This window comes from Pantoea sp. (assembly GCF_032114055.1).
GTDB lineage: Bacteria > Pseudomonadota > Gammaproteobacteria > Enterobacterales > Enterobacteriaceae > Pantoea.
Genome location: NZ_DAMCTB010000007.1, coordinates 130,074 through 151,931, shown reverse-complemented (window position 1 = coordinate 151,931; position 21,858 = coordinate 130,074). Strand labels below are relative to the sequence as shown.

Annotated in this window: 16 protein-coding genes; 4 read left to right on the top strand and 12 right to left on the bottom strand. The window is 56.1% G+C overall.

Features of this window, described 5'->3' with window-relative positions; genetic code table 11:
• Positions 1 to 26: 26 nt before the first annotated feature.
• Together glpG and glpE are read right to left on the bottom strand one after the other, a co-directional pair.
• The gene (gene glpG / locus RT657_RS13435) at positions 27 to 848 is read right to left on the bottom strand and encodes a rhomboid family intramembrane serine protease GlpG (RefSeq protein ID WP_313655047.1); all 822 of its coding nucleotides are present in this window, start codon (positions 846 to 848) and stop codon (positions 27 to 29) included.
• A gap of 29 nt (positions 849 to 877) precedes the next feature.
• Positions 878 to 1,204 carry a thiosulfate sulfurtransferase GlpE gene (gene glpE, locus RT657_RS13430; RefSeq protein ID WP_313655045.1) on the bottom strand — a complete coding sequence of 109 codons (327 nt, stop codon included), beginning with the start codon at positions 1,202 to 1,204 and terminating at the stop codon, positions 878 to 880.
• A gap of 227 nt (positions 1,205 to 1,431) precedes the next feature.
• Here glpE and glpD point away from each other — a divergent pair, with 227 nt between their 5' ends.
• Positions 1,432 to 2,937 carry a glycerol-3-phosphate dehydrogenase gene (gene glpD / locus RT657_RS13425; RefSeq protein ID WP_313655043.1) on the top strand — a complete coding sequence of 502 codons (1,506 nt, stop codon included), beginning with the start codon at positions 1,432 to 1,434 and terminating at the stop codon, positions 2,935 to 2,937.
• A gap of 204 nt (positions 2,938 to 3,141) precedes the next feature.
• On the opposite strand, the gene glgP is transcribed toward glpD, so the two are convergent.
• The 5 genes from glgP to glgB all read right to left on the bottom strand — a co-directional run bounded on the left by glgP (position 3,142) and on the right by glgB (position 12,570).
• The gene (gene glgP / locus RT657_RS13420) at positions 3,142 to 5,589 is read right to left on the bottom strand and encodes a glycogen phosphorylase (RefSeq protein WP_313655042.1); all 2,448 of its coding nucleotides are present in this window, start codon (positions 5,587 to 5,589) and stop codon (positions 3,142 to 3,144) included.
• A gap of 18 nt (positions 5,590 to 5,607) precedes the next feature.
• Positions 5,608 to 7,041, bottom strand: coding sequence for a glycogen synthase GlgA (gene glgA / locus RT657_RS13415; RefSeq protein ID WP_313655040.1), 1,434 nt, complete (start codon positions 7,039 to 7,041; stop codon positions 5,608 to 5,610).
• A gap of 63 nt (positions 7,042 to 7,104) precedes the next feature.
• A complete protein-coding gene (gene glgC, locus RT657_RS13410) occupies positions 7,105 to 8,397 on the bottom strand; it encodes a glucose-1-phosphate adenylyltransferase (protein WP_313655039.1) in 1,293 nt (430 codons plus the stop codon).
• A gap of 10 nt (positions 8,398 to 8,407) precedes the next feature.
• Complete coding sequence (glgX, locus tag RT657_RS13405; RefSeq protein WP_313655038.1) at positions 8,408 to 10,390, bottom strand: glycogen debranching protein GlgX; 1,983 nt, start codon at positions 10,388 to 10,390, stop codon at positions 8,408 to 8,410.
• Positions 10,387 to 12,570: a 1,4-alpha-glucan branching enzyme gene (glgB, locus tag RT657_RS13400; RefSeq protein ID WP_313655037.1), complete on the bottom strand. Its 2,184-nt coding sequence runs from the start codon at positions 12,568 to 12,570 to the stop codon at positions 10,387 to 10,389. Before glgB ends, glgX begins: the two co-directional genes overlap by 4 nt.
• Before the next feature lie 2,177 nt (positions 12,571 to 14,747).
• Between glgB and RT657_RS13395 the strand changes: the two genes are divergently transcribed.
• A complete protein-coding gene (locus RT657_RS13395; protein WP_313655036.1) occupies positions 14,748 to 14,909 on the top strand; it encodes a hypothetical protein in 162 nt (53 codons plus the stop codon).
• Between the two features lie 283 nt (positions 14,910 to 15,192).
• Here RT657_RS13395 and asd read toward each other — a convergent pair whose 3' ends face one another.
• Positions 15,193 to 16,302: an aspartate-semialdehyde dehydrogenase gene (gene asd / locus RT657_RS13390; protein WP_313655035.1), complete on the bottom strand. Its 1,110-nt coding sequence runs from the start codon at positions 16,300 to 16,302 to the stop codon at positions 15,193 to 15,195.
• 219 nt (positions 16,303 to 16,521) lie between these two features.
• Between asd and RT657_RS13385 the strand changes: the two genes are divergently transcribed.
• The gene (locus RT657_RS13385; RefSeq protein ID WP_009087757.1) at positions 16,522 to 17,115 is read left to right on the top strand and encodes a YhgN family NAAT transporter; all 594 of its coding nucleotides are present in this window, start codon (positions 16,522 to 16,524) and stop codon (positions 17,113 to 17,115) included.
• A 47-nt stretch (positions 17,116 to 17,162) separates the two neighbouring features.
• Here RT657_RS13385 and gntU read toward each other — a convergent pair whose 3' ends face one another.
• The 4 genes from gntU to RT657_RS13365 all read right to left on the bottom strand — a co-directional run bounded on the left by gntU (position 17,163) and on the right by RT657_RS13365 (position 20,975).
• Complete coding sequence (gene gntU / locus RT657_RS13380) at positions 17,163 to 18,503, bottom strand: gluconate transporter (RefSeq protein ID WP_313655034.1); 1,341 nt, start codon at positions 18,501 to 18,503, stop codon at positions 17,163 to 17,165.
• 2 nt (positions 18,504 to 18,505) lie between these two features.
• Complete coding sequence (gene gntK, locus RT657_RS13375; RefSeq protein ID WP_313655032.1) at positions 18,506 to 19,042, bottom strand: gluconokinase; 537 nt, start codon at positions 19,040 to 19,042, stop codon at positions 18,506 to 18,508.
• 139 nt (positions 19,043 to 19,181) lie between these two features.
• Positions 19,182 to 20,177, bottom strand: coding sequence for a gluconate operon transcriptional repressor GntR (gene gntR / locus RT657_RS13370; protein WP_313655030.1), 996 nt, complete (start codon positions 20,175 to 20,177; stop codon positions 19,182 to 19,184).
• A 102-nt stretch (positions 20,178 to 20,279) separates the two neighbouring features.
• Positions 20,280 to 20,975, bottom strand: coding sequence for a pirin family protein (locus tag RT657_RS13365; RefSeq protein ID WP_313655028.1), 696 nt, complete (start codon positions 20,973 to 20,975; stop codon positions 20,280 to 20,282).
• A 343-nt stretch (positions 20,976 to 21,318) separates the two neighbouring features.
• Between RT657_RS13365 and RT657_RS13360 the strand changes: the two genes are divergently transcribed.
• Entirely contained in the window at positions 21,319 to 21,819 is a 501-nt protein-coding gene (locus RT657_RS13360) for a GNAT family N-acetyltransferase (protein ID WP_313655129.1), read from the top strand.
• Positions 21,820 to 21,858: the final 39 nt, after the last annotated feature.

Below are 21,858 nucleotides of genomic sequence, written 5' to 3'. Positions count from 1 at the left end.
TCTCCTGTTAACCTGCATATTTCCGTCTACCGCCGCGTAACATGACGCGTGTCGACCAGCGCCATCGCCAGCCCGACCAGCAGCCCGGCCACATGGGCCGCGTTGGCAATCGCCAGACCAAAGACGCCGAACCAGCCAATCACCAGCCAGACCAGCGCAAAACCGATCAGCCCCCGTTCAAGATAGACGCCACTGTCGGGATCGCGCTCGCCGCGCAGCCAGCAATATCCCATCAGCGCATACACCACACCCGACAGGCCACCAAACCAGATGCCGCTGAACTTCGCCTGCAGCCAGCCACTGAGCAGGGCCGAAATCAGCATAATCACGAACAGTTTGCCGCTGCCCAGCCGCTTTTCTACGGCCCCGCCCAGATACCACCACCACATCAGATTAAACAGGATGTGCAGCAGTGAAAAGTGCAGCAGCGCATGGCTGAACCAGCGCCAGACCTGAAAATGCTGATCAGCATCCGGCCAGGAGAGCCAGGCCATCACGGTTTGATCGCCCATGACCTGCATCAGAATAAACACGGCGATGCAGAGCACCATCAGGCTCATCGTCAGCGGTCCTGCTCGCTCGCGGATGTTCGCCCAGATGTTGCTGCGCTCATAGCGCAGGCCGCTGTCCGTTTTACCGCTGTGCCAGCTGGCCGCCTGATAGCGCCGGTGGTTGGGATCGTGCAGGAACTGCTGAAGTTCGTTTTCGACCACGGAAATCTTGCTTTCATCATCCAGCATGATGACGTAGTGGTTGTCGTGCTCGATCCGCAACGTGACGCCGCGCGTCGCCATATAGTCTACAAATGCCTGCGCCATGCGCGGCTGGTTAAACTGGGTAATGCGCATCAGTAACGCTCCATGTGACGAGCCGCCATCTATTCACTGCCGAGGGCGACCTGCTGAGGAAAAGCAGCGCGCCAGGCATCAAAACCGCCATCAATGCTGTACGCTGCACTGAAGCCCTGACCCAGCAGATACTGTGCTGCGCTTTTGCTGCTGTTGCCGTGATAGCACATTACCAGCACCGGCAGGCTGTGGTCGGCACCACTGATAAACTCGCTGAGGTTGCTGTTGGTCAGATGCAGCGCGCCAGCCGCATGCCCCAGGGCGTAACTCTGTGGATCGCGGATATCCACCAGCAGCGCACCCTGCGCCAGGCGCGTTTGCGCCTGCTGCACATCAATACATTCGAACGTTTCCATGGGATCTCTCATAACAGCATCATGATAGCGCGTAGTGTAACCCGAGAATCCACGCCGATAACCTGACAATCGTTACGGGTATCCGTTTTTTTGGTGGGCAATATGTTAGCTATATCACGCAAAAATGTTTTTAGCGGGTTAAAAGCTGGCGTAAATGTTGGTTTGCGATTATTATTATGCTCGAAAACGAACATTAGTGAACTATTCCGAACATCGGAGGAGATGACGTGGAAACCAAAGACCTGATCGTGATCGGCGGCGGCATCAACGGTGCCGGCATTGCAGCAGATGCTGCAGGACGCGGACTGTCGGTGCTAATGCTGGAGGCGCGGGATCTGGCTTGCGCGACCTCCTCTGCCAGTTCAAAACTGATTCACGGCGGCTTGCGCTACCTTGAACACTACGAATTCCGCCTGGTCAGTGAAGCACTGGCTGAGCGTGAAGTGCTCCTGAAAATGGCGCCGCATCTGGCGTTCCCGATGCGCTTCCGTTTGCCACACCGTCCACATCTGCGCCCGGCGTGGATGATCCGTACCGGCCTGTTTATGTATGACCATCTTGGTAAACGTACCAGCCTGCCGGGCAGTAAGAGCCTGCGCTTTGGCGCGGATTCGGCCCTGAAGCCGGAGATTACGCGCGGATTCGAATATTCTGACTGCTGGGTAGATGATGCCCGCATGGTGGTTCTGAACGCGCAGGAAGTGGTGAAGCGTGGTGGCGAAGTGCGTACCCGCACCCGCGTGACCCGCGCCTGGCGCGAAGGCGGTCTGTGGAAGGTTGAAGCGGAAGATGTCGACAGCGGTAAAATCCACACCTGGCAGGCAAAAGGTCTGGTCAATGCGGCTGGTCCGTGGGTTAAACAGCTGTTCGATGATGGGCTGCAGCTGAAGTCACCTTACGGCATCCGTCTGATCAAAGGCAGTCATATTGTCGTACCGCGCGTTCACACTGAGAAGCAGGCCTATATCCTGCAGAACGAAGATAACCGCATCGTGTTTGTTATTCCGTGGATGGATGAGTTCTCCATCATCGGAACAACCGACGTAGAGTACAAAGGCGATCCTAAAAACGTTCACATCGATGAAAACGAGATCGCGTATCTGCTGAACGTGTTCAACGGGCACTTTAAAAAGCAGCTGACCGCTGACGATATCGTCTGGTCTTACTCTGGTGTTCGTCCACTGTGTGATGATGAATCCGATTCACCGCAGGCAATCACCCGTGATTACACCCTTGACGTGCGCGACGACAACGGTCAGGCTCCTCTGCTGTCAGTGTTTGGCGGTAAGCTGACCACCTATCGTAAGCTGGCCGAGCACGCACTGGAAAAACTGGTGAAGTACTATCCGAATGCGGGTCCGGCCTGGACGAAGAATTGTGTGCTGCCGGGCGGAAATATCAACGGCACCCGCGACGATTACGCCGCCAGCCTGCGTCGCCGTTATCCGTTCATCAGTGAAAACATGGCGCGTCACTTTGCCCGCACCTACGGCAGCAACACTGAAACCCTGCTGGCTGGCGCGAAAAGCCTGAACGATCTGGGTGAGAACTTTGGCCACGAGTTCTACGAAGCAGAATTACGCTATCTGGTACAGCACGAGTGGGTACGTGAACTGGATGATGCCATCTGGCGTCGTACCAAACAGGGCATGTGGCTGACCAAAGAGCAGCAGGCCCGTGTCGCCGAGTGGCTGTCCGCAAAAGCGAAACCGGTTCTGTCGCTGGCTTCCTGAGCAGGCCGAAACCCATAAGAAAGCAGGCTGCGGCCTGCTTTTTTTATGGCTGTCGGCCATTACGATACGGGTGCCAATACTACCCGGGAAAAGCGGCGGGGATAACAGGCTGGAACAGCAAAGAGCCGGGAAGCGTCACACCTGACTAAACGAAGGCGCCTGTGCGGCCATAAACAGGGCCGCACAGACGTTAACGATTGGCGCTTACAGCCTGATCGGTGAAATGTGCCAGATCTCGTCCGCATACTCCTGAATGGTGCGATCTGACGAGAAGTAGCCCATTCCGGCGATGTTCCGGGCTGCGCGACGCTGCCACTCATCCGGCGTGCGGTAGAGCGCATCCACCTTATCCTGCGTGTCCACGTAGCTGCGATAATCCGCCAGCAGCTGGTAGTGATCGCCGAAGTTGACCAGTGAATCGAACAGATTGCGGTAGCGGCCCGGCTCCTGCGGACTGAAGACGCCCGACGCAATCTGAGTCAGTACCTGATGCAGCTCCTCGTCGCCTTCATAGTAGTCACGCGGGTTGTAACCCTTTTTACGCAGGGCTTCGACCTGCGGCGTGGTGTTTCCGAAGATAAAGATGTTCTCTTCGCCGACGTGCTCCAGCATCTCAACGTTCGCCCCATCCAGGGTGCCGATGGTCAGGGCGCCGTTCAGCGCAAACTTCATGTTACTGGTGCCGGACGCTTCCGTGCCCGCGGTCGAGATCTGCTCAGAGAGATCGGCCGCCGGAATAATAATCTGCGCCAGGCTGACGCTGTAGTTCGGGATGAAGACAACCTTGAGCTTGTTCTTCACCTGCGGATCGTTATTGATCACGTTGGCGACGTCATTGATCAGATGAATGATGTGTTTGGCCATATAGTAGGCCGACGCGGCTTTCCCGGCAAAGATGTTGACGCGTGGCACCCAGTTAGCCTGGGGATCGGCCTTGATACGGTTGTATCGCGTGATCACATGCAGGATGTTGAGCAGCTGGCGTTTGTACTCGTGAATACGCTTGATCTGCACATCAAACAGCGCATTCGGATCGAGCACCACATCCAGATTCTTCGCCACCCAGTCAGCCAGACGCCGCTTGTTCTGATGTTTGGCCACCGCCACCTTTTCGATAAAGGCCGGGTAGTCGATCTGCGCTTTCAGTTCGTCGAGCTGGCTGAGATCGGTACGCCAGTTGCGGCCAATTTCGTCATCCAGCACCTCAGAGAGCGCCGGGTTCGCCAGCGCCAGCCAGCGACGTGGCGTCACGCCGTTGGTCTTGTTGCAGAAGCGACCCGGGAACAGACGGGAGAAATCGGCAAACAGCGACTGCACCATCAGATTCGAGTGCAGCTCAGAGACGCCGTTGACCTTGTGACTGACGACCACCGCCAGCCAGGCCATGCGCACCCGGCGGCCATCGTTTTCATCGATGATCGAAATGCGCGACAGCAGATCGATGTCGTCGGGATAGTGATCCTGCACGGTCTTCAGGAAGAAGTCGTTAATCTCAAAAATGATGCTGAGGTGGCGCGGCAGGATCTTGCCGATCATATCGACCGGCCAGGTTTCCAGCGCTTCGCTCATCAGCGTGTGGTTGGTGTAGGAGAACACCTGACAGCAGGCGTCGAAGGCGCTGTCCCAGCTGAACTTATGTTCGTCGATCAGCAGGCGCATCAGTTCAGGGATCGCCAGCACCGGATGTGTATCATTCAGGTGAATCGCAATCTTATCCGCCAGATTGTCCCAGGTCTGATGCATCCGCCAGTGACGATTGAGAATATCCTGCACCGTGGCGGACACCAGAAAATACTCCTGACGCAGTCGCAGCTCGCGCCCGGAGTAGGTCGAGTCATCCGGGTAGAGCACTCGCGAGACGTTTTCGGAGTGGTTTTTATCTTCCACCGCCGCGAAGTAGTCACCCTGGTTGAATTTACCGAGATTGATCTCGTTACTGGCCTGCGCGCCCCACAGGCGGAGGGTGTTAGTGGCGTCGGTGTCGAAGCCCGGGATAATCTGGTCATAGGCCATCGCCAGAATCTCTTCGGTCTCGAGCCAGCGCACCTTAGTGCCTTCATGCTGAACACGGCCGCCAAAACGGACTTTGTAACGGGTGTTGAAACGCTGGAATTCCCACGGATTACCATATTCCAGCCAGTAATCGGGCGACTCTTTCTGCTCACCTTCCACGATGTTCTGTTTGAACATGCCGTAATCATACCGGATGCCGTAACCCCGGCCCGGCATGCCCAGCGTCGCCAGCGAGTCGAGGAAACAGGCTGCCAGACGACCCAGCCCGCCGTTACCCAGACCGGGATCGTTCTCCTCTTCCATCAGTTCGGCCAGATCCAGCCCCATCTCATCCAGCGCCTGGTTGAGATCGTCATAGATCCCCATCGCCAGCAGCGCATTGCCCAGCGTGCGGCCCATCAGGAACTCCATCGACAGATAATAGACCTGACGGACATCCTGAGAGAGCTGGGCACGGCTGGAACGCAGCCAGCGTTCAACCATCCGGTCGCGCACCGCCAGCAGTGAGGCGTTGAGCCACTCATGCTTGTTGGCGATAGAGGGATCTTTGCCGATAGTAAACATCAGCTTATAGGCAATCGAATGCTTTAAGGCATCAACCGTCAACGTTGGTGAGGCGTAAGTGAAAGGTGCGTTCATATCCAGTTTCCCAATCCGTTACATCAAACGTTGGTAGAGATCACGGTAGGCTTGTGCCGCCACCTGCCAGCTAAAGTCCATGCCCATCGCCTGGCGCTGAACATAACGCCACAGTGACGGACGGGACCACAGTACAAACGCGCGCCGGATCGCCCGCAGCAGCGACCATGCGTTGGCATCTTCAAAACTGAATCCGCTGGCGATACCGTCAGCCAGGTTCTCTAACGAGCTGTCGTTGACGGTATCGGCCAGGCCACCCGTACGGCGCACTAAAGGCAACGTACCATACTTCAGGCCATAAAGTTGTGTCAGCCCACAGGGCTCGAATCGACTCGGCACAACGATCACATCCGCGCCACCGACAATGCGGTGAGAGAACGCCTCGTGGTAGCCAATCTGCACGCCCACGCTGCCCGGATGTTCTGCGGCGGCGGCCAGGAAGCCCTGCTGCAGTTCAGCATCGCCCTGTCCCAGCAGCACCAGCTGGCCGCCCTGCGCCAGCAGGCCAGGCAGCGCCTCCAGCACTAGGTCCAGCCCTTTTTGTTTGGTCAGACGGCTGATGACGCAGAATACGGGGGCTTTGTCATCGACCCTGAGGCCCATCGCCACCTGCAGCTGACGTTTGTTCTCCGCCTTCGCTTCCAGCGTGTCGCGGTTGTAGCGCGCGCTGAGCAGCAGGTCGTGCGCCGGGTCCCAGATAGAGGGATCGACGCCGTTAAGAATCCCACTCAGCCGCCCTTCCCGCATCCGCTGCGCCAGCAGACTCTCCATGCCGTAAGCATATTCTGCCGAGGTAATTTCATGGGCGTAAGTCGGACTGACCGCCGTGATATGGTCGGCGTAGAAGAGCCCTGCTTTCAGGAAGGAGATCTGGCCGAAGAACTCCAGACCGTGCATGTTAAAGAACGACCACGGCAGGCCAATCTGGTCCATGTGATGCGCCATGAACAGTCCCTGATAGGCCAGGTTGTGCACGGTGAAGACCGATTTAGCCGGACGACCGCGCGCTTCCAGATAGGCGCAGGTCAGGCCGGCATGCCAGTCATGGGCATGGACGATATCGGGACGCCACATGGAATCCATACCGCACGCCATTTCGCAGCCGACCCAGCCCAGCAGCGCAAAGCGCAGGTAGTTATCGACATAGGCAAACTGCGACTCATCGTGATAGGGACTGCCGGGACGATCGTAGAGGTCAGGTGCATCAATCAGATAGATGCCCACACCGTTAAATTCACCAAACAGCAGACGTATATAACCGGCAAATGTCTCTCGCTCTGTCACTACCTGGAGATCAGGTATGCCTTTGCGCAATGCGGGAAAAGCGGGCAACAGCACCCGCGTATCCGTGCCACCCGCAATCTGCGCCTGAGGTAATGCCCCGACTACATCAGCCAGTCCGCCCGTTTTCAGCAGCGGAAAAAGTTCTGAACAGACATGTAAAACCTGCATCCTCGACCTCATTAAGTTATCCGGCACGCTCCGCGTGCCGATTGCGTAAGTTCCGCTTATCGCTTACAGCCCCGCTTTGGCCAGTCTGGCCAGCATGGCGCGGGTTACCAGCACGATTCCTTCATCCGAACGGTGAAACCGACGACTGTCTTCATCAGGGTTTTCGCCAATCACCATGCCTTCCGGTAACTCGCAGGCGCGATCGATCACGCAGCGACGCAGACGACACGAGCGGCCAACCACCACATCCGGCAGCAGTACGGTTGAATCAATATTGCAAAACGAGTTCACGCGAACCCGGGGGAACAGGACGGAATTCACCACTACCGAACCAGAGATAATGCAGCCGCCCGACACCAGCGAGTTCATGGTCATCCCGTGACTGCCGGAACGATCCTGAACAAACTTGGCAGGCGGCAGTGGCTCCATGTGGGTCCGTATAGGCCAGGTGACGTCATACATATCGAGTTCAGGCATCACCGAGGCCAGGTCGAGATTAGCGCGCCAGTAAGCTTCCAGCGTGCCGACATCGCGCCAGTAAGGCGGCGCGTTGTCATCATTCTGCACGCAGGAGAGCGCAAAGGAGTGTGCATAGCCTTCACCGCTGGCCACCACTTTCGGCAGGATATCTTTGCCGAAGTCGTGGTTAGAGCCAGGCGTCTGCAGATCCTCTTCCAGCAGCTCATAGAGATAATCCGCGTTAAACACGTAGATCCCCATGCTGGCGAGCGACTGCGTGTCATCACCCGGCATGGTAGGCGGCTTCGCGGGTTTCTCCACGAAGTCGATCACCATGTTCTCTTCATCCACCGCCATCACGCCAAACGCGGTGGCTTCATGCACCGGCACGGGCAGACAGGCGATAGTACATTTCGCCTCATTGACCACGTGGTCCAGCAGCATGCGGGAGTAATCCATCTTATAAATGTGGTCCCCGGCAAGGATAACGATGTACTGCGCCTGATAGCGGCGAATCACATCAAGGTTCTGCGTCACTGCATCCGCCGTGCCGCGATACCACTGTTCTGTCGAAAAGCGCTGCTGCGCTGGCAGCAAATCGACAAACTCATTCATCTCTTCGTTGAAGATCGACCAGCCACGCTGGATATGCTGAGTCAGGGTGTGAGACTGATACTGTGTAATCACGCCAATCCGTCGGATACCGGAGTTGACGCAGTTGGAGAGGGCAAAGTCGATAATGCGGAACTTGCCGCCGAAATGCACCGCCGGTTTGGCACGCCTGGCCGTTAAATCGACCAGTCGTGTGCCGCGTCCGCCGGCGAGGATCAGAGCAACCGTCTGTGTAGGGAGCTGGCGAGCCAGCATCAGGTGATCTGTTCTATCTAACTTAACCATGTCTGACTCCTTATGATTGCTTTTGGAACACGCACACACCGTGTGCGGGACCATGCCAGACAGTTAGCAGGATGGGGTTGTCGTCCCCGGCGAAAGGAGGAAGGGCACGCCATTCTCCGTCTGGTAACACGATGTCATTCACCTTATCCGTGGCATTTATTGTTATTAACCAGCGGCCGGACAGCAGGATCTGCAATCTGTGCATCCCCTGCGCCCAATCATCGTGTTGCAGTGGCTGGCCACCGGCATTGAGCCACTGCACATTGCCGTCACCGTCCTGCCACCAGCGATCTGCGGTCAGCGCCGGAATGCGCTGACGCAGACGAATCAGTGCGGCGGTAAATCCGACTAATCCCTTCTCATCCGCCCGCCAGTCAAGCCAGCTCAGGGCGTTGTCCTGACAGTAGGCGTTGTTATTGCCATGCTGCGTGTGGCCGCGCTCATCGCCCGCCAGCAGCATGGGCGTGCCCTGCGACAGCAGCAGCGTCGTCAGCAGTGCCCGTACGCTGCGGCGGCGGCGTTCAATCACGTCAAAGCCGACGTTCAGCCCCTCTTTGCCGTGATTGTGACTGTAGTTATCGCCGTGGCCATCCCGGTTATCTTCCCCGTTCGCTTCGTTGTGTTTGCGCTCGAAGCTCACTACATCCCACAGCGTAAAGCCGTCATGCGCGGTGACGAGGTTAACTGTTGCGTGAGGCGCCCGGTCATCGTGCTGATAGAGATCGCTTGAGGCAGCAAAGCGGCGGGCAAATTCGCCATTACTTAAGGCGCCGTGCAACCAGTAACGACGTGCGGTGTCACGAAACTGATCGTTCCATTCAGCAAACGGCGGCGGAAAACGGCCAACCTGATAGCCGTCAGGACCGATATCCCAGGGTTCAGCTATCAGCTTGACCTGAGAAAGCAGCGGACAGGCGCGAATCGCGGCAAAAAAAGGCGCATCGCGCTGGTAATCGGGTGTGCGGCCCAGTACCGGTGCCAGGTCGAAGCGGAAACCGTCAACATGGCAGACCCTTACCCAGTAGCGCAGCGCCTCTAACGCCCACGCCATCACCTGCGGATGGTGGATGTTCAGCGTGTTGCCGCAGCCGGTCCAGTTCTGATAACCGCCCTGCTCGTCCAGCCAGTAGTAGCTGGCGTTATCGATGCCCCGCATGGCGATCGTCGGGCCAGTCTCATCCAGTTCGGCGGTGTGGTTAAATACCACATCCAGCACCACCTCGATGCCCGCAGCATGCAGGTTCTTCACCGCCTGCTGAAACTCCTGCAACGGCGTTACCCCCGGCTGGCCGGAGCCGTAACGGGGGTCAATCGCCCAGAGCGCAAAAGGGTTGTAACCCCAGTAGTTGCTGAGGCCAAGCCGGAGCAGCCGGGGTTCACTGGCGAAATGCGCTACCGGCAGCAGCTCCAGGGTAGTGATCCCGAGCTGACGCAGGTAATCCACCATAACAGGATGACCCAGCGCCGCGTAAGTCCCGCACAGCGTTTCCGGAATTTCCGGATGCAGCAGCGTCAGACCGCGAACGTGAGCCTCGTAGATGACGGTGTTGCCCCACGGGATACGCGGTGCAATATCGTCCTGCCAGTCGAAGTCTTCCGCGACGACCCGTGACTTCGGCGCAATCGCTGCGTTGTCATGCGGGTCGGGCTGCGCTTCGCCGCCATAGAACAGCGGGTCATCCGGCACATCGCCCTCAACTGCGCGGGCGCAGGGGTCAACCAGCAGTTTCGCCGGATTAAAACGATGCCCCTGCGCGGGTGCCCAGGGGCCATGCACCCGGTAGCCGTAGCGTTGTCCGGGTTTGAGTGCCGGAATGTATCCATGCCAGATATCCCCACTGCGGCCAGGCAGATCAAAGCGCGCTTCCGTCCCCTCTTCATCAAACAGGCAGAGCTCTACGCGCCCGGCATGCTGGGAAAAAAGGGTAAAGTTAACGCCTTTGCCATCGTAACTGGCACCCAGCGGTTCGGGATCGCCGGCAGTGATGATCATTCCGCCTCCCGCACCAGCCAGACCGTTGCCAGCGGCGGCAGATTGAGGCTCAGCGACTGCGGTCGCCCGTGGCTGTGCTGCTCATCGGTATGCACCCGATGAATGCGCACGTCGCTGCCGTGATACTCATGCTGGTCGGTGTTCAGCACTTCACGCCAGTAGCCAGGCTGGTTCACGCCAAGTCGATAGCCCGGACGCGGCACTGGCGTAAAATTACTGACCACAATGAGTTCGTTGCCTTCACGGTCACGGCGCACAAAGGCGAAGACCGAGTGCTCCGCATCATCCACCACCAGCCACTCGAAGCCTGCCGGATCGAAGTCGAGCTGATGCAGCGGCGTATAGTGCTGGTAAGTATGATTAAGGTCGCGCACCAGACGCTGAACACCGTGATGCCAGTTGTCATCGCCTTCCAGCAGATGCCAGTCCAGGCTGACGTCATGGTTCCACTCGCGGCCCTGCGCAAATTCGTTGCCCATAAACAGCAGTTTCTTGCCGGGGAAGCCCCACATCCAGCCGTAATAGGCGCGCAGGTTGGCAAACTTCTGCCAGGCGTCGCCCGGCATTCTGTCGAGAATTGAGCGCTTGCCGTGCACCACTTCGTCATGCGACAGCGGCAGCACAAAGTTTTCGGTGTAGTTGTACATCATGCCGAAGCTCATCAGGTTGTGATGATGCTTGCGGTAGATGGGATCGACCTGCATATAGTCGAGGGTGTCGTGCATCCAGCCCAGGTTCCATTTGAACCAGAAGCCCAGCCCGCCGCCTTCGGTAGGACGCGTAACGCCAGGGTAGTCGGTTGACTCCTCCGCCATCGTGACCGAACCGGGCGCCACGGTGCCGAGTGTGCGGTTGGTGTAACGCAGGAATTCAATCGCTTCGAGATTCTCGCGGCCACCATACTGGTTTGGCACCCACTCGCCTTCGTTGCGGCTGTAGTCGCGATAGATCATCGATGCCACCGCATCCACGCGCAGGCCGTCGATTCCAAAACGCTCTGTCCAGTAGAGCGCATTGCCCGCCAGATAGTTGCTCACTTCCCGGCGGCCAAAATTGTAGATCAGGGTATTCCAGTCCTGATGGAAACCTTCACGTGGATCGCTGTGCTCATAGAGCTGGGTGCCATCGAACCGCGCCAGACCGAAGTCATCGCTGGGGAAATGGCCCGGCACCCAGTCGAGCAGCACGTTCAGACCCGCTTCATGGGCGCTGTTGATAAAGTCGCGGAAATCATCCCGGGTGCCGAAACGGCGGGTCGGCGCATACATGCCCAGTGGCTGATATCCCCAGCTGCCGTCAAACGGATGTTCGTTGATCGGCAGCAGTTCGATATGGGTAAAGCCCATCTCTTTGACGTAGGGCACCAGCTGTTCAGCCAGCTCTTTGTAGCTCAGCCAGAAATTGTTGTCGGTGTGGCGACGCCAGGAGCCCAGATGCACTTCATAGATAGAGACAGGTGCATCAAAGCCGTTGGCAGCCTTGCGCGACGCTTTCATTTCAACCGGCTCTGGCAGGCCACAGATCATCGATGCGCTCTCCGGACGCATCTGCGCTTCGAACGCATAGGGGTCCGCTTTAATACGCAGTTCGCCGTTGGCATCGATAATTTCATATTTGTAGAGCTGGCCATTCACGGCGCCTGGCACAAACAGCTCCCAGATCCCCAGCTCCTGACGCAGACGCATCGGATGTCGGCGACCATCCCAGAAGTTGAAATCGCCGACGACCGAAACACGACGGGCGTTAGGTGCCCAGACGCAGAAGCGGGTCCCGGTCACACCATCGATCACATCACCGTGCGCGCCCAGTGTTTCATAAGGACGCAGATGCGTGCCTTCTGCCAGTAGCCACAGGTCCATCTCCTGCAGTAACGGGCCGAAGCGATAGGCATCGTCGACCAGATTTTGCTGGCCATGCCAGTTGACCGCCAGCTGATAGCGGAACGGATTTTTGCGGCGTGGTATGACACCACTAAAGAAGCCACGCGCATCTTCACACGCCAGCTGAGCCAGTTTGCGCCCGGTAGAGGTTTCAATGACCCATACCTCAAGCGCTTCGGGGAGCAGTGCTCTGACTTCAAGGCCCTGCTGAGTCCGGTGCATCCCTAGTAACGAAAAAGGGTCGGCATAATTACCTGCAAACAGGGCATTGATCGCCTCGCGATCGGGAAGCTCTGACATGACTTTCTTCCTGTGATAATTGGCAGCCGAAATGAACGCAACATAGCCTGTGGCGCTTCATCTGCGCTGCTCTTCATTGAGCCATACGTACGACGGCAAAAGGAGTCAGGCCATTCCATGGAAAAGGTGTTTTGCCGTGTACCACAACCAGTTAGTCCAAAAAGCAAAAGCGTTACCTGTGGCACATCATGGTTAAATCATAGCTTGGTCCCGGCAGTTGCCATGAACTTAAGCAAAATATTCTTCACCGATCGGCAAAAAACAGAAGCCGGTCACTGAGTAAGCGAAACGGCAGTGAGTTTCGCATAAGATAAAGCCAGAAAAGTTCGGCTAAGCGGGTGATAAAACAGGGCTATGTTGCTCTGAACCACCGCGCTCACCGTGCTGTTTTTTTCACCTGAACATAACGGCTTTTCTGCCACCAGCCCGACGCTGGTCGTTATCCTGACCAGACGAGAGGGCTAGTGGGAAAAACTACCTGATAATTTCTTGTAAAGCGATGGTTAACGGTATGTTTCTTGAGAAAAGGCGTTACCTTAAGGAGGCGTAAAAATTGAACCGGCTTCGCGCGATCCGTTTTTTTCGCGAAAGCTACATTTCTGTTTTTTTGTATCAGCCCGCAAAGATGAGCTGACGGGCGCAAAAGGATTTTTCTGGCTTTGCAGGAAAAGTCTGTAATACATCATGCTAATTTCTCTCCTCCGGTATTCCGTGATTGAGATATCTTTTTGCTTTGGGTGCCAGGTTCAGATATGAACACAACGGTTCTGTTAAGCGGAGATCAATAAAAGTGCATCGACGACAACGCCTCTGATTACCGGATTCATCGTGCCAGAGGCAGGATGATTAAAACAATAAGAAGTGCATGTATGGTAATTCCTGATAATTTTTACGTCAGGATATTCATAGCAGGATAGAAGACCGCCCGTTTTCCTGCGGATACATTCTGCTTAAATCCGGCTTCATCCCGTTCAGGTTTACGCCTGCAGCGCAATCAAAGTTAACCTGCCGGGAGAGAGACTGTTGAAGATCTCAGCTATTCCGGCGCCCTAAAAAGGGTTAAACGCCTGTGGCATTATCTGCCTGAACGCCTGGGCGACCTAAACCGTCATTCAGGAATGGCGATATTCTTTTATCCTGTTTTACTATTTGCAGATTTGACCAGGAATAAACCTGATAAACGGATTAACGATGATGCTGTCTTAACACGGACCGGTGTGCTTCAGGCTCTGGTGCGGTGAATACAGGGGCAATTGAAAATCTCTTTTTTGTCGTTAATCCGTAGATAACTCCGGTCATTCTTTCATAGCAGAAACGCTATTTAAAAATGCAGATAATCAAATACCCCGACCTGCTTATGGGCGGCTCAACTATGATGATGCCACTTATAGTGAAGGGTATGCAGCTGTCCGGGAGCGTGAGGTCAGCATGGCGGTTATCCGCGCCAGTCACGGATGCAATACACCTGCAGACAGTACCATCGGTAAGCTTACTGGCAGCTGCTCACATTCGGTTTAACAGCGCCAGACCCTGACCTGATAAAGCCGCAGCCAGGGGTCAGAGGCGACAGAGTGCAGAAATGTGCTGGTACAGAATCAGCTATGCAGGCCAGAAGGTGTAGTGCACTGCCATGACTCCCGCAGGACTTAAAGATGACTGGCGGAATCCTTCTCTATCAGACGCAAAAATAACAGGCAGTGCGTCGATGGTGCGCAGGAAATTAATATCGATAATCTATGACAGCAGCACATCACGTCAGGATGATGCCAGTGTCTGGAAGAGCGCCAGCTGTAACAGAGGGCCTGATTTATTAAATGAACGCCCGGTGCTGAAAGACAAAAATAAACCTGTTAAGACTCATTTAAAACGTCTTTGAAACTAATCTGGTTTATGTGCATTGCCAGATGTCAGTGTCTCACCGGGACGCATCATTATGCTCCTGGCTATCGGACATAACGTTCTCCCCGTTAACAAAGGAATTATATTTCACTTTGATCAGCTCACGAAAACTTCAGTTAACAAAAAGATAAAAAAACTATAACAGTCATTTTGAGCACTATCACACTTTACAAAATAAGGTCTTCAGACTCATATTCATCAATTGAAAACGAGACAATAAAACCGTATCAAAGGAAACGGCATCCGTTCAGGTGTCACTACAAAAAGGAGCAATAAAAATGGCAAAACATTGGTCAGGACAAATTTGTCCTAAGACGGGAGACTACGGTCAGTATCATGATACGGATAACAGCTATGCCGGGTCAGATTATGATCGTCACGTGAAAAAAGACGATCCGTTCCCGCCTGCCAAAAACAATCATCATTTTGAAGAGAAATGATTGATTAATGAAAAAGCCCTTCGGGGCTTTTTCTTTGCACACATCAGGATTTGGAAAGAAAAATCGTCCAGTAAAAAGATAATCAGGGATTTTAACTCCCCTTTTTGAATATCACTGTGCCACAGAACATCGAACGTTTTACGCCGAGAGCATAATAACGTTCTCCTGAATCTGGAAACCCCATTAAAAAGCCCGTAACCCTTTACCAGGATTACGGGCTTTCATAGAGCAGCCTGTCGTCGCTATCTCACCTGTCAGCTCTGGCTACAGAAAACGGGTTTACTCAGTCGATTAACAACCGCAGCATACGACGTAGCGGTTCGGCTGCGCCCCACAACAGCTGGTCGCCCACCGTGAAGGCGGAGAGATATTCCGGTCCCATGTTCAGCTTGCGCAACCGGCCAACCGGTGTGGTCAGCGTGCCGGTAACAGCGGCGGGTGTCAGCTCACGCATAGTCAGCTCACGATCGTTCGGCACCACTTTGACCCACTCATTGTGCGACGCCAGCAGCTGCTCAATGTCGGCCAGCGGCAGATCGCGTTTCAGCTTCAGCGTAAAGGCCTGGCTGTGGCAGCGCAGCGCACCGACGCGTACGCATAATCCGTCAACCGGAATGATGTCAGTGGTGGCGAGGATCTTGTTGGTCTCCGCCTGACCTTTCCACTCTTCGCGGCTCTGGCCGTTCTCCAGCTGTTTGTCAATCCATGGGATCAGGCTGCCAGCCAGCGGCACACCGAAGTTATCGGTTGGCAGTGTACCGGAACGGGTAAAGTCAGTGACGCTACGCTCAATATCAAGAATGGCAGAAGCCGGGTTCTGCAGCGCAGGCGCAACGTGGTCGTGCAGCATGCCCATCTGGGTCAGCAGCTCACGCATGTGACGCGCGCCGCCGCCAGACGCGGCCTGATAGGTGGCGACTGACGCCCACTCCACCAGGTTCTGTGCAAACAGGCCACCCAGCGACATCAGCATCAGGCTGACGGTACAGTTCCCGCCGACAAAGGTCCTGATGCCCTGGTCGATGCCCTGGCGGATCACGGCATGGTTGACCGGATCCAGGATGATGATGGCGTCTTCTTTCATGCGCAGCGTGGAGGCCGCATCAATCCAGTAGCCCTGCCAGCCGCTGTCGCGCAGTTTTGGGTAAACGTCGCTGGTATAGTCGCCGCCCTGGCAGGTAATGATGATATCCAGCGCACGCAGTGCCTCGATATCAAACGCATCCTGCAGTGTGCCCTGCTGCTTACCCGCAAAGGCGGGAGCCGCCTGGCCATGCTGCGACGTCGAGAAGAAGACCGGATTGATTGCATCAAAATCGCGTTCTTCGCTCATGCGGGACATCAGCACAGAGCCGACCATACCGCGCCAACCAACAAAACCTACATTCTTCATGTCGTGTCCGTCTCAGGCGGTTTTACACCTGCTTTTCATTTCAGAGGAGAGAGCGGCATGCTATTTTCACGCCGCTCTGCGTAATAATGAGAGTGACCTGTCTCTGCTCACTCTACAAAATGCAGGGCGGGTAGCAAGTGAATTAATTCGATTAGGCTAACTTTTTCAGCAGTGTAACTAATAACCCCGCTTTTTCGCGGATAACAGGGTGCCAGACCGATGACTGAAATGATTTCAGCGACAATATTATTGTTGTTAATTATGGATCCGCTGGGCAATCTGCCGATTTTTATGTCGGTTTTAAAGCATCTGGAGCCGAAACGGCGGCGAGTGGTACTGATCCGCGAAATGCTGATCGCGCTGATTATTATGTTGCTGTTCCTGTTTACCGGCGAACGCATCCTGGCCTTTTTAAACCTGCGCACCGAGACGGTGTCGATTTCGGGCGGCGTCATCCTGTTTCTTATCGCCATCAAAATGATTTTCCCGTCGGCTGAAAGCAGCAGCTCTGGCTTACCGGCAGGGGAAGAGCCGTTCCTGGTGCCGCTGGCGATTCCGCTGGTGGCCGGGCCCTCGCTGCTGGCAACGCTGATGCTGCTGTCGCATCAGTATCCGCATCAGATGTCGCATCTGGTGGGTGCGCTGTTGATCGCCTGGGGCGTGACGGTGGGGATTCTGCTGATGTCAGGGCTGTTCCTGCGCCTGCTGGGTGACAAAGGTGTGAATGCGCTGGAGCGACTGATGGGATTGATACTGATTATGCTGGCAACCCAGATGTTTCTCGACGGGATTCGGGCTTATCTGAAGCTGTAAATACGCCTCTGCGCTTCCCGTCACGCGGGGAGCGCAGAGGTCGCGTCTTAAGAGAGCAGCGTAAAGGCGATCATCCCGACCACCGCGCCAACGGTGCCGAGAATGGTCTCCATCAGCGTCCAGGTCTTCAGCGTTTCCGCTTCGCTGGCCCCGGTAAAGCGACCAAACAGCCAGAAACCGGCATCGTTAACGTGGCTGATAATAATTGAGCCCCCGCCGATGCAGATCGACAGCGCCGCCAGCTGGGCACCGCTGTAGTGCAGCGGTTCAATCACCGGCATGATCAGCCCGACCGTCGTCAGGCAGGCAACCGTCGCCGATCCCTGAATAACCCGCACCGCACCCGACAGGATAAAGCAGGCCAGCGCAATCGGCAGGCCCGCGCCGGTCAGTGCATTGCCCAGCACCGGGCCGACGCCGGAGTCGACCAGCACCTGCTTAAAGACACCGCCGGCCCCAATCACCAGCAGGATAATCCCGGCGGGCTGCAGCGCACTGCCGCACACCTGCATGACCCGCTCTTTGTCCATGCCCTGACGATACGCCAGGCCATAGATTGCCACCAGCAGCGCCAGCAGAATAGCGGTGAACGGATGGCCGATAAACTCCAGCCACTCATACAGGGTGGTGCCTTCGGTTGTGAAGCGTGCGCCGATGGTTTTCAGCCCCACCAGCACCAGCGGGAAGAGAATCAGTGAGAGGCTGAAGCCAAATGACGGCAGTTTGCTCTCATCCACATCGGGTTGATGATCTTCCGGCGGTGCGCTGAACGTCACGTGTTTGCCGATGAAGTTGCCAAACAGCGGTCCGGCAATCAGCATACCGGGGATGGCTGCGCAGAGCCCCAGCAGGATCATCCAGCCAAAGTCCGCGTGCATCTGTGACGCCAGCAGCATCGGGGCTGGTCCAGGCAACAGAAACGCCGCCGCAGCTGCCACTCCGGCAAACAGCGGAATAACCAGCTTCACCAGATTGCCACCCGTGCGCCGCGCCACCGCAAACGCGATGCTGATCAGCAGCACGACGGCCACCTCAAAGAAGAGCGGCAGCGCGCAGATCAACCCGGCGATGCCCATCGCATAGTGCGCCCGGCTCTGTCCAAAGGTTTTCAGCATCCGGATAGCGATCTGATCCACCGCACCAGTTTCATGCAGGATTTTGCCGAACATCGCACCCAGCGCGACCACGATAGCGAGGAAGCCGAGCGTGCCGCCCATCCCCTTCTGCATGGTTTCAGCAATCTTATTCAGAGGCATGCCGGAGAAGAGCCCGGCACCGATTGAGACTAACATCAGCGCGACAAAAGCGTGCATACGCGCTTTCATCACCAGAAAAAGCAGCAGCAGGACAGAGCCTGCTGCGGTCAGAACAAGTGTTGCGGTATTCATCTCTAACCCTGGCTGATAGCGTCCCGGATCGTCGCAACTGTCGCCGCCACAACCTCGTCCAGTGAATGGGTGATATCCACGACCAGCACATCCGGCTCGTCGCTGTCCGGCTCTTCCAGCGTGGCAAACTGTGTCACCAGCATCTGTGGTTTAAAGAAGTGGCCTTTACGCGCTTTCAGGCGGGCTTCAATGGTGTCGAAATCACCTTTCAGGTAGATGAAACGCAGGTTGTCGTTTCCCTGACGCAGAATGTCGCGATAGCTTTTCTTCAGGGCTGAACAGACAATCACGGAAATCGCCTGGGTGCGCTGCATTGCAAAGGCGGCGTCGTTCAGCGCCTGCAGCCACGGCTGACGATCGTTGTCATCCAGCGGATGGCCATCGGCCATCTTCATGATGTTGGCGCGGGGATGGAGAAAATCACCGTCAAGAAAGGCTGTGTTCAGCTGATGAGAAACCTGGTTGGCGACGGCAGACTTTCCGCTGCCTGAAACGCCCATCAGGATAAAAACGTGATGCGACGGGGATTGCGTAGTCATTTTTCTGCTCCGGCAGGTGAGAATTGCCAATGTTACCGATAACAATGTCGTTTCTCATTCTCCTGGCCGCTTAACAGCCTGGCAACCCTTTTACCGGGAAAAGCGTGAAAGTGTGAGCTGACTCATAAAAACATCACAATCAGATGCTGCCACCTTCACTGATCTCAAAACCGACATCGTGCAGCGAATTGTCACTGTTTTCACCTGCGATGCGTGCCAGCAACAGAGCCGCTGCTTCGCGCCCCATCCGGTCGCGCGGCGTCAGCACCGTGGCGAGCGGTGGCGTAACGACCTGACTGATATCATGGCCATGAAAGCCGGCAATCGCCATCTGTGAAGGCACCTGTAATCCCTGGCGCTGGCACTCGAACATTGCGCCGACCGCCAGATCGTCATTGGTACAGAACAGGCTGTCTGTTTCCGGATAGAGACGCTGCGCCTCGCGCAGCAGATCGCCACCGGCACTGAAAGAGGAGGCCTCCTCCATCATCACACTGCGTGGCGTCAGCCCTGCTTCACGCATCGCGATTTCATATCCGCGCTGCTTTTGTAGCGTACGTTCATCCAGTCGCGCGCCCAGGTAGACCGTATAGCGATGGCCTTTAGCGAGAATGGCCCGCGTCATCTGCCGGGCGGCCTCAACGTTATTAAAGCCCACCGCCATATCCAGGCAGGGCGTTACGCTGTCCATCACCTCAATGACCGGAATCCCGGCTACCTCCAGCATCCGCAGCGTGCCTGGCGTATGCGTGCGTTCGGTCAGGATGACGCCATCGATGTTCCAGCCGAGCAGCGATCGCAGCTGCAGCTCCTCTTTTTGCGGGTTGTAGCCAAAGTGGGCGACCAGCGTCTGGTAGTTGGCTTCATCAGTGACGGCTTCGATGCCGCGCAGGACGTCGGCAAACACCTGGTTGGTGAGGGATGGCAACAGTACACCGATGGCACGACTGGTGGCGTTAGAAAGCATATCGGGGGCGCGATTGGGGATGTAGCCCAGCTCATCCAGAGCCACCGCAATCTTATCCCGCAGGGCAACGGAGACCTGTTCAGGATTGCGCAGGTAGCGGCTGACGGTCATTTTGGTAATGCCGACGCGATCGGCAACGTCCTGTAATACCGGTCTTTTCTTCTTCATCGTAGCGCCTGGGATCGCCCTGAAAGCTTAAGTACGATGAGTCTATCACTTTTTTGTCACAAAATTGCCAACCGGGCACGACAAGGCGCGCCCGTCATCGGCTTAAACCGGTGGTAAATCAAACAGCAGGACTTCTGCCGTGGTACTGGCTTCGAGAGTCAGCGCGTTTTCGTCCCAGATAGCCAGGGCGTCGCTGGTAGTGACCGGATGACCGTTAACGGTCACGTCCCCTTTCACCACCTGAATCCAGATCCGGCGGCCCGCCTCAATCGCGACGTTATCCTGCTCACCGGCTGACAGCACCCAGCGCGACAGCGTCATGTCCTGATAAACCTTCAGCGATCCGTCACGTGCATCCGGGCTGAGCACCAGCTGGCGACCCTGCACATCCGGGAAGCGGCGCTGGTCATAGCGCGGCTCAATGCCGTTGCGCTCAGGCATGATCCAGATCTGATAAAGGTGCAGCGGCTCGCTTTCGCTGGCGTTGTACTCGGAGTGACGCACGCCGGTACCCGCGCTCATAATCTGGAACTCACCCGCCGGGATCTGCTCTTTGTTACCCATGCTGTCCTGATGCTCAACCGTACCGGAGAGCACGTAGGTCAGGATCTCCATATCTTTATGAGGATGGGTACCAAACCCCTGACCGCCCGCGATGACATCTTCATTGATAACCCGCAGCGCGGAGAAGCCCATAAAGTTCGCGTCGTAGTAGCCGGCGAAAGAGAAAGTGTGCCAGCTATCCAGCCAGCCATGGTTTGCGTGACCACGTTCTTCAGCTTTGCGTACATAGATCATGTTCAAATCTCCTCAATTTTTTTTGTAGTGTGTTCCTGAGGCGGTCAGATTGATAGCTGAAAAACTTCACTCCTCTGTTCAAAATAGTTGAACAAAGGACGGGGAGTGGCTGAAAAGCACTGAAGGAGAGCAGGCAAAAAAAAGCCAGCACGCGGCTGGCTAAAAATACTGGAAGCAATGTGAGCAATGTCGTGCTTTCCCGGGCTGCCGTGCGACCTCCCGTGAATGCATGACAATAATAATCATTATCATTCTCGTCTGTAAAGTCTTTTGCACTAATTTTGTCTTGATTATCTGGCTGATTTCCCTGATGTTTAAAAGGTTTCTGCCAACCAGAGGAGCGATTATGGAGATCACTGTCCGCCACGTTATGCCCGACGATGCCACTGCGCTGCACCGGATCTACAGCCAGCCCGATACCCAGGCCAGCACACTCCATCTTCCCTACTCGTCGCTTCAGATGTGGCAGAGTCGTCTCGCCGCCCCGCAGCCCAATGCTCATCTGCTGGTCGCCTGTATCGGCGAGGAGGTCGTCGGACAGTGTGCGCTGCAGGTGGAAGAGCGTGCCAGACGGCGCCATGTCGCCTCCCTGGGAATGGGTGTGGATGCGCGTTACCGGCAGCGTGGCGTGGGCACCGCCCTGATGCGCGAAATGGTCGCGTTGTGCGACAACTGGCTCCAGGTTCGCCGGATGGAGCTGACGGTGTTTGTCGACAATGACCCGGCCATCGCCCTTTATCAGCGTTTTGGTTTTGAAATTGAGGGCACGGCGAGAGGCTTTGCGATGCGGCACGGCGAGCTGACTGATGCGCACTATATGGCGCGGGTTAAATCTGACGTGTGAAAGCAGCAAGGGCACGGACCTGCCCTTGCTGCTGATAAC

Coding starts and splice junctions, on each gene's coding strand:
- glpG (WP_313655047.1), bottom strand. CDS start 848: ATGCGCATTACCCAGTTTAACCAGCCGCGCATGGCGCAGGCATTTGTA.
- glpE (WP_313655045.1), bottom strand. CDS start 1,204: ATGGAAACGTTCGAATGTATTGATGTGCAGCAGGCGCAAACGCGCCTG.
- glgP (WP_313655042.1), bottom strand. CDS start 5,589: ATGAACGCACCTTTCACTTACGCCTCACCAACGTTGACGGTTGATGCC.
- glgA (WP_313655040.1), bottom strand. CDS start 7,041: ATGCAGGTTTTACATGTCTGTTCAGAACTTTTTCCGCTGCTGAAAACG.
- glgC (WP_313655039.1), bottom strand. CDS start 8,397: ATGGTTAAGTTAGATAGAACAGATCACCTGATGCTGGCTCGCCAGCTC.
- glgX (WP_313655038.1), bottom strand. CDS start 10,390: ATGATCATCACTGCCGGCGATCCCGAACCGCTGGGTGCCAGTTACGAT.
- glgB (WP_313655037.1), bottom strand. CDS start 12,570: ATGTCAGAGCTTCCCGATCGCGAGGCGATCAATGCCCTGTTTGCAGGT.
- RT657_RS13395 (WP_313655036.1), top strand. CDS start 14,748: ATGGCAAAACATTGGTCAGGACAAATTTGTCCTAAGACGGGAGACTAC.
- asd (WP_313655035.1), bottom strand. CDS start 16,302: ATGAAGAATGTAGGTTTTGTTGGTTGGCGCGGTATGGTCGGCTCTGTG.
- RT657_RS13385 (WP_009087757.1), top strand. CDS start 16,522: ATGACTGAAATGATTTCAGCGACAATATTATTGTTGTTAATTATGGAT.
- gntU (WP_313655034.1), bottom strand. CDS start 18,503: ATGAATACCGCAACACTTGTTCTGACCGCAGCAGGCTCTGTCCTGCTG.
- gntK (WP_313655032.1), bottom strand. CDS start 19,042: ATGACTACGCAATCCCCGTCGCATCACGTTTTTATCCTGATGGGCGTT.
- gntR (WP_313655030.1), bottom strand. CDS start 20,177: ATGAAGAAGAAAAGACCGGTATTACAGGACGTTGCCGATCGCGTCGGC.
- RT657_RS13365 (WP_313655028.1), bottom strand. CDS start 20,975: ATGATCTATGTACGCAAAGCTGAAGAACGTGGTCACGCAAACCATGGC.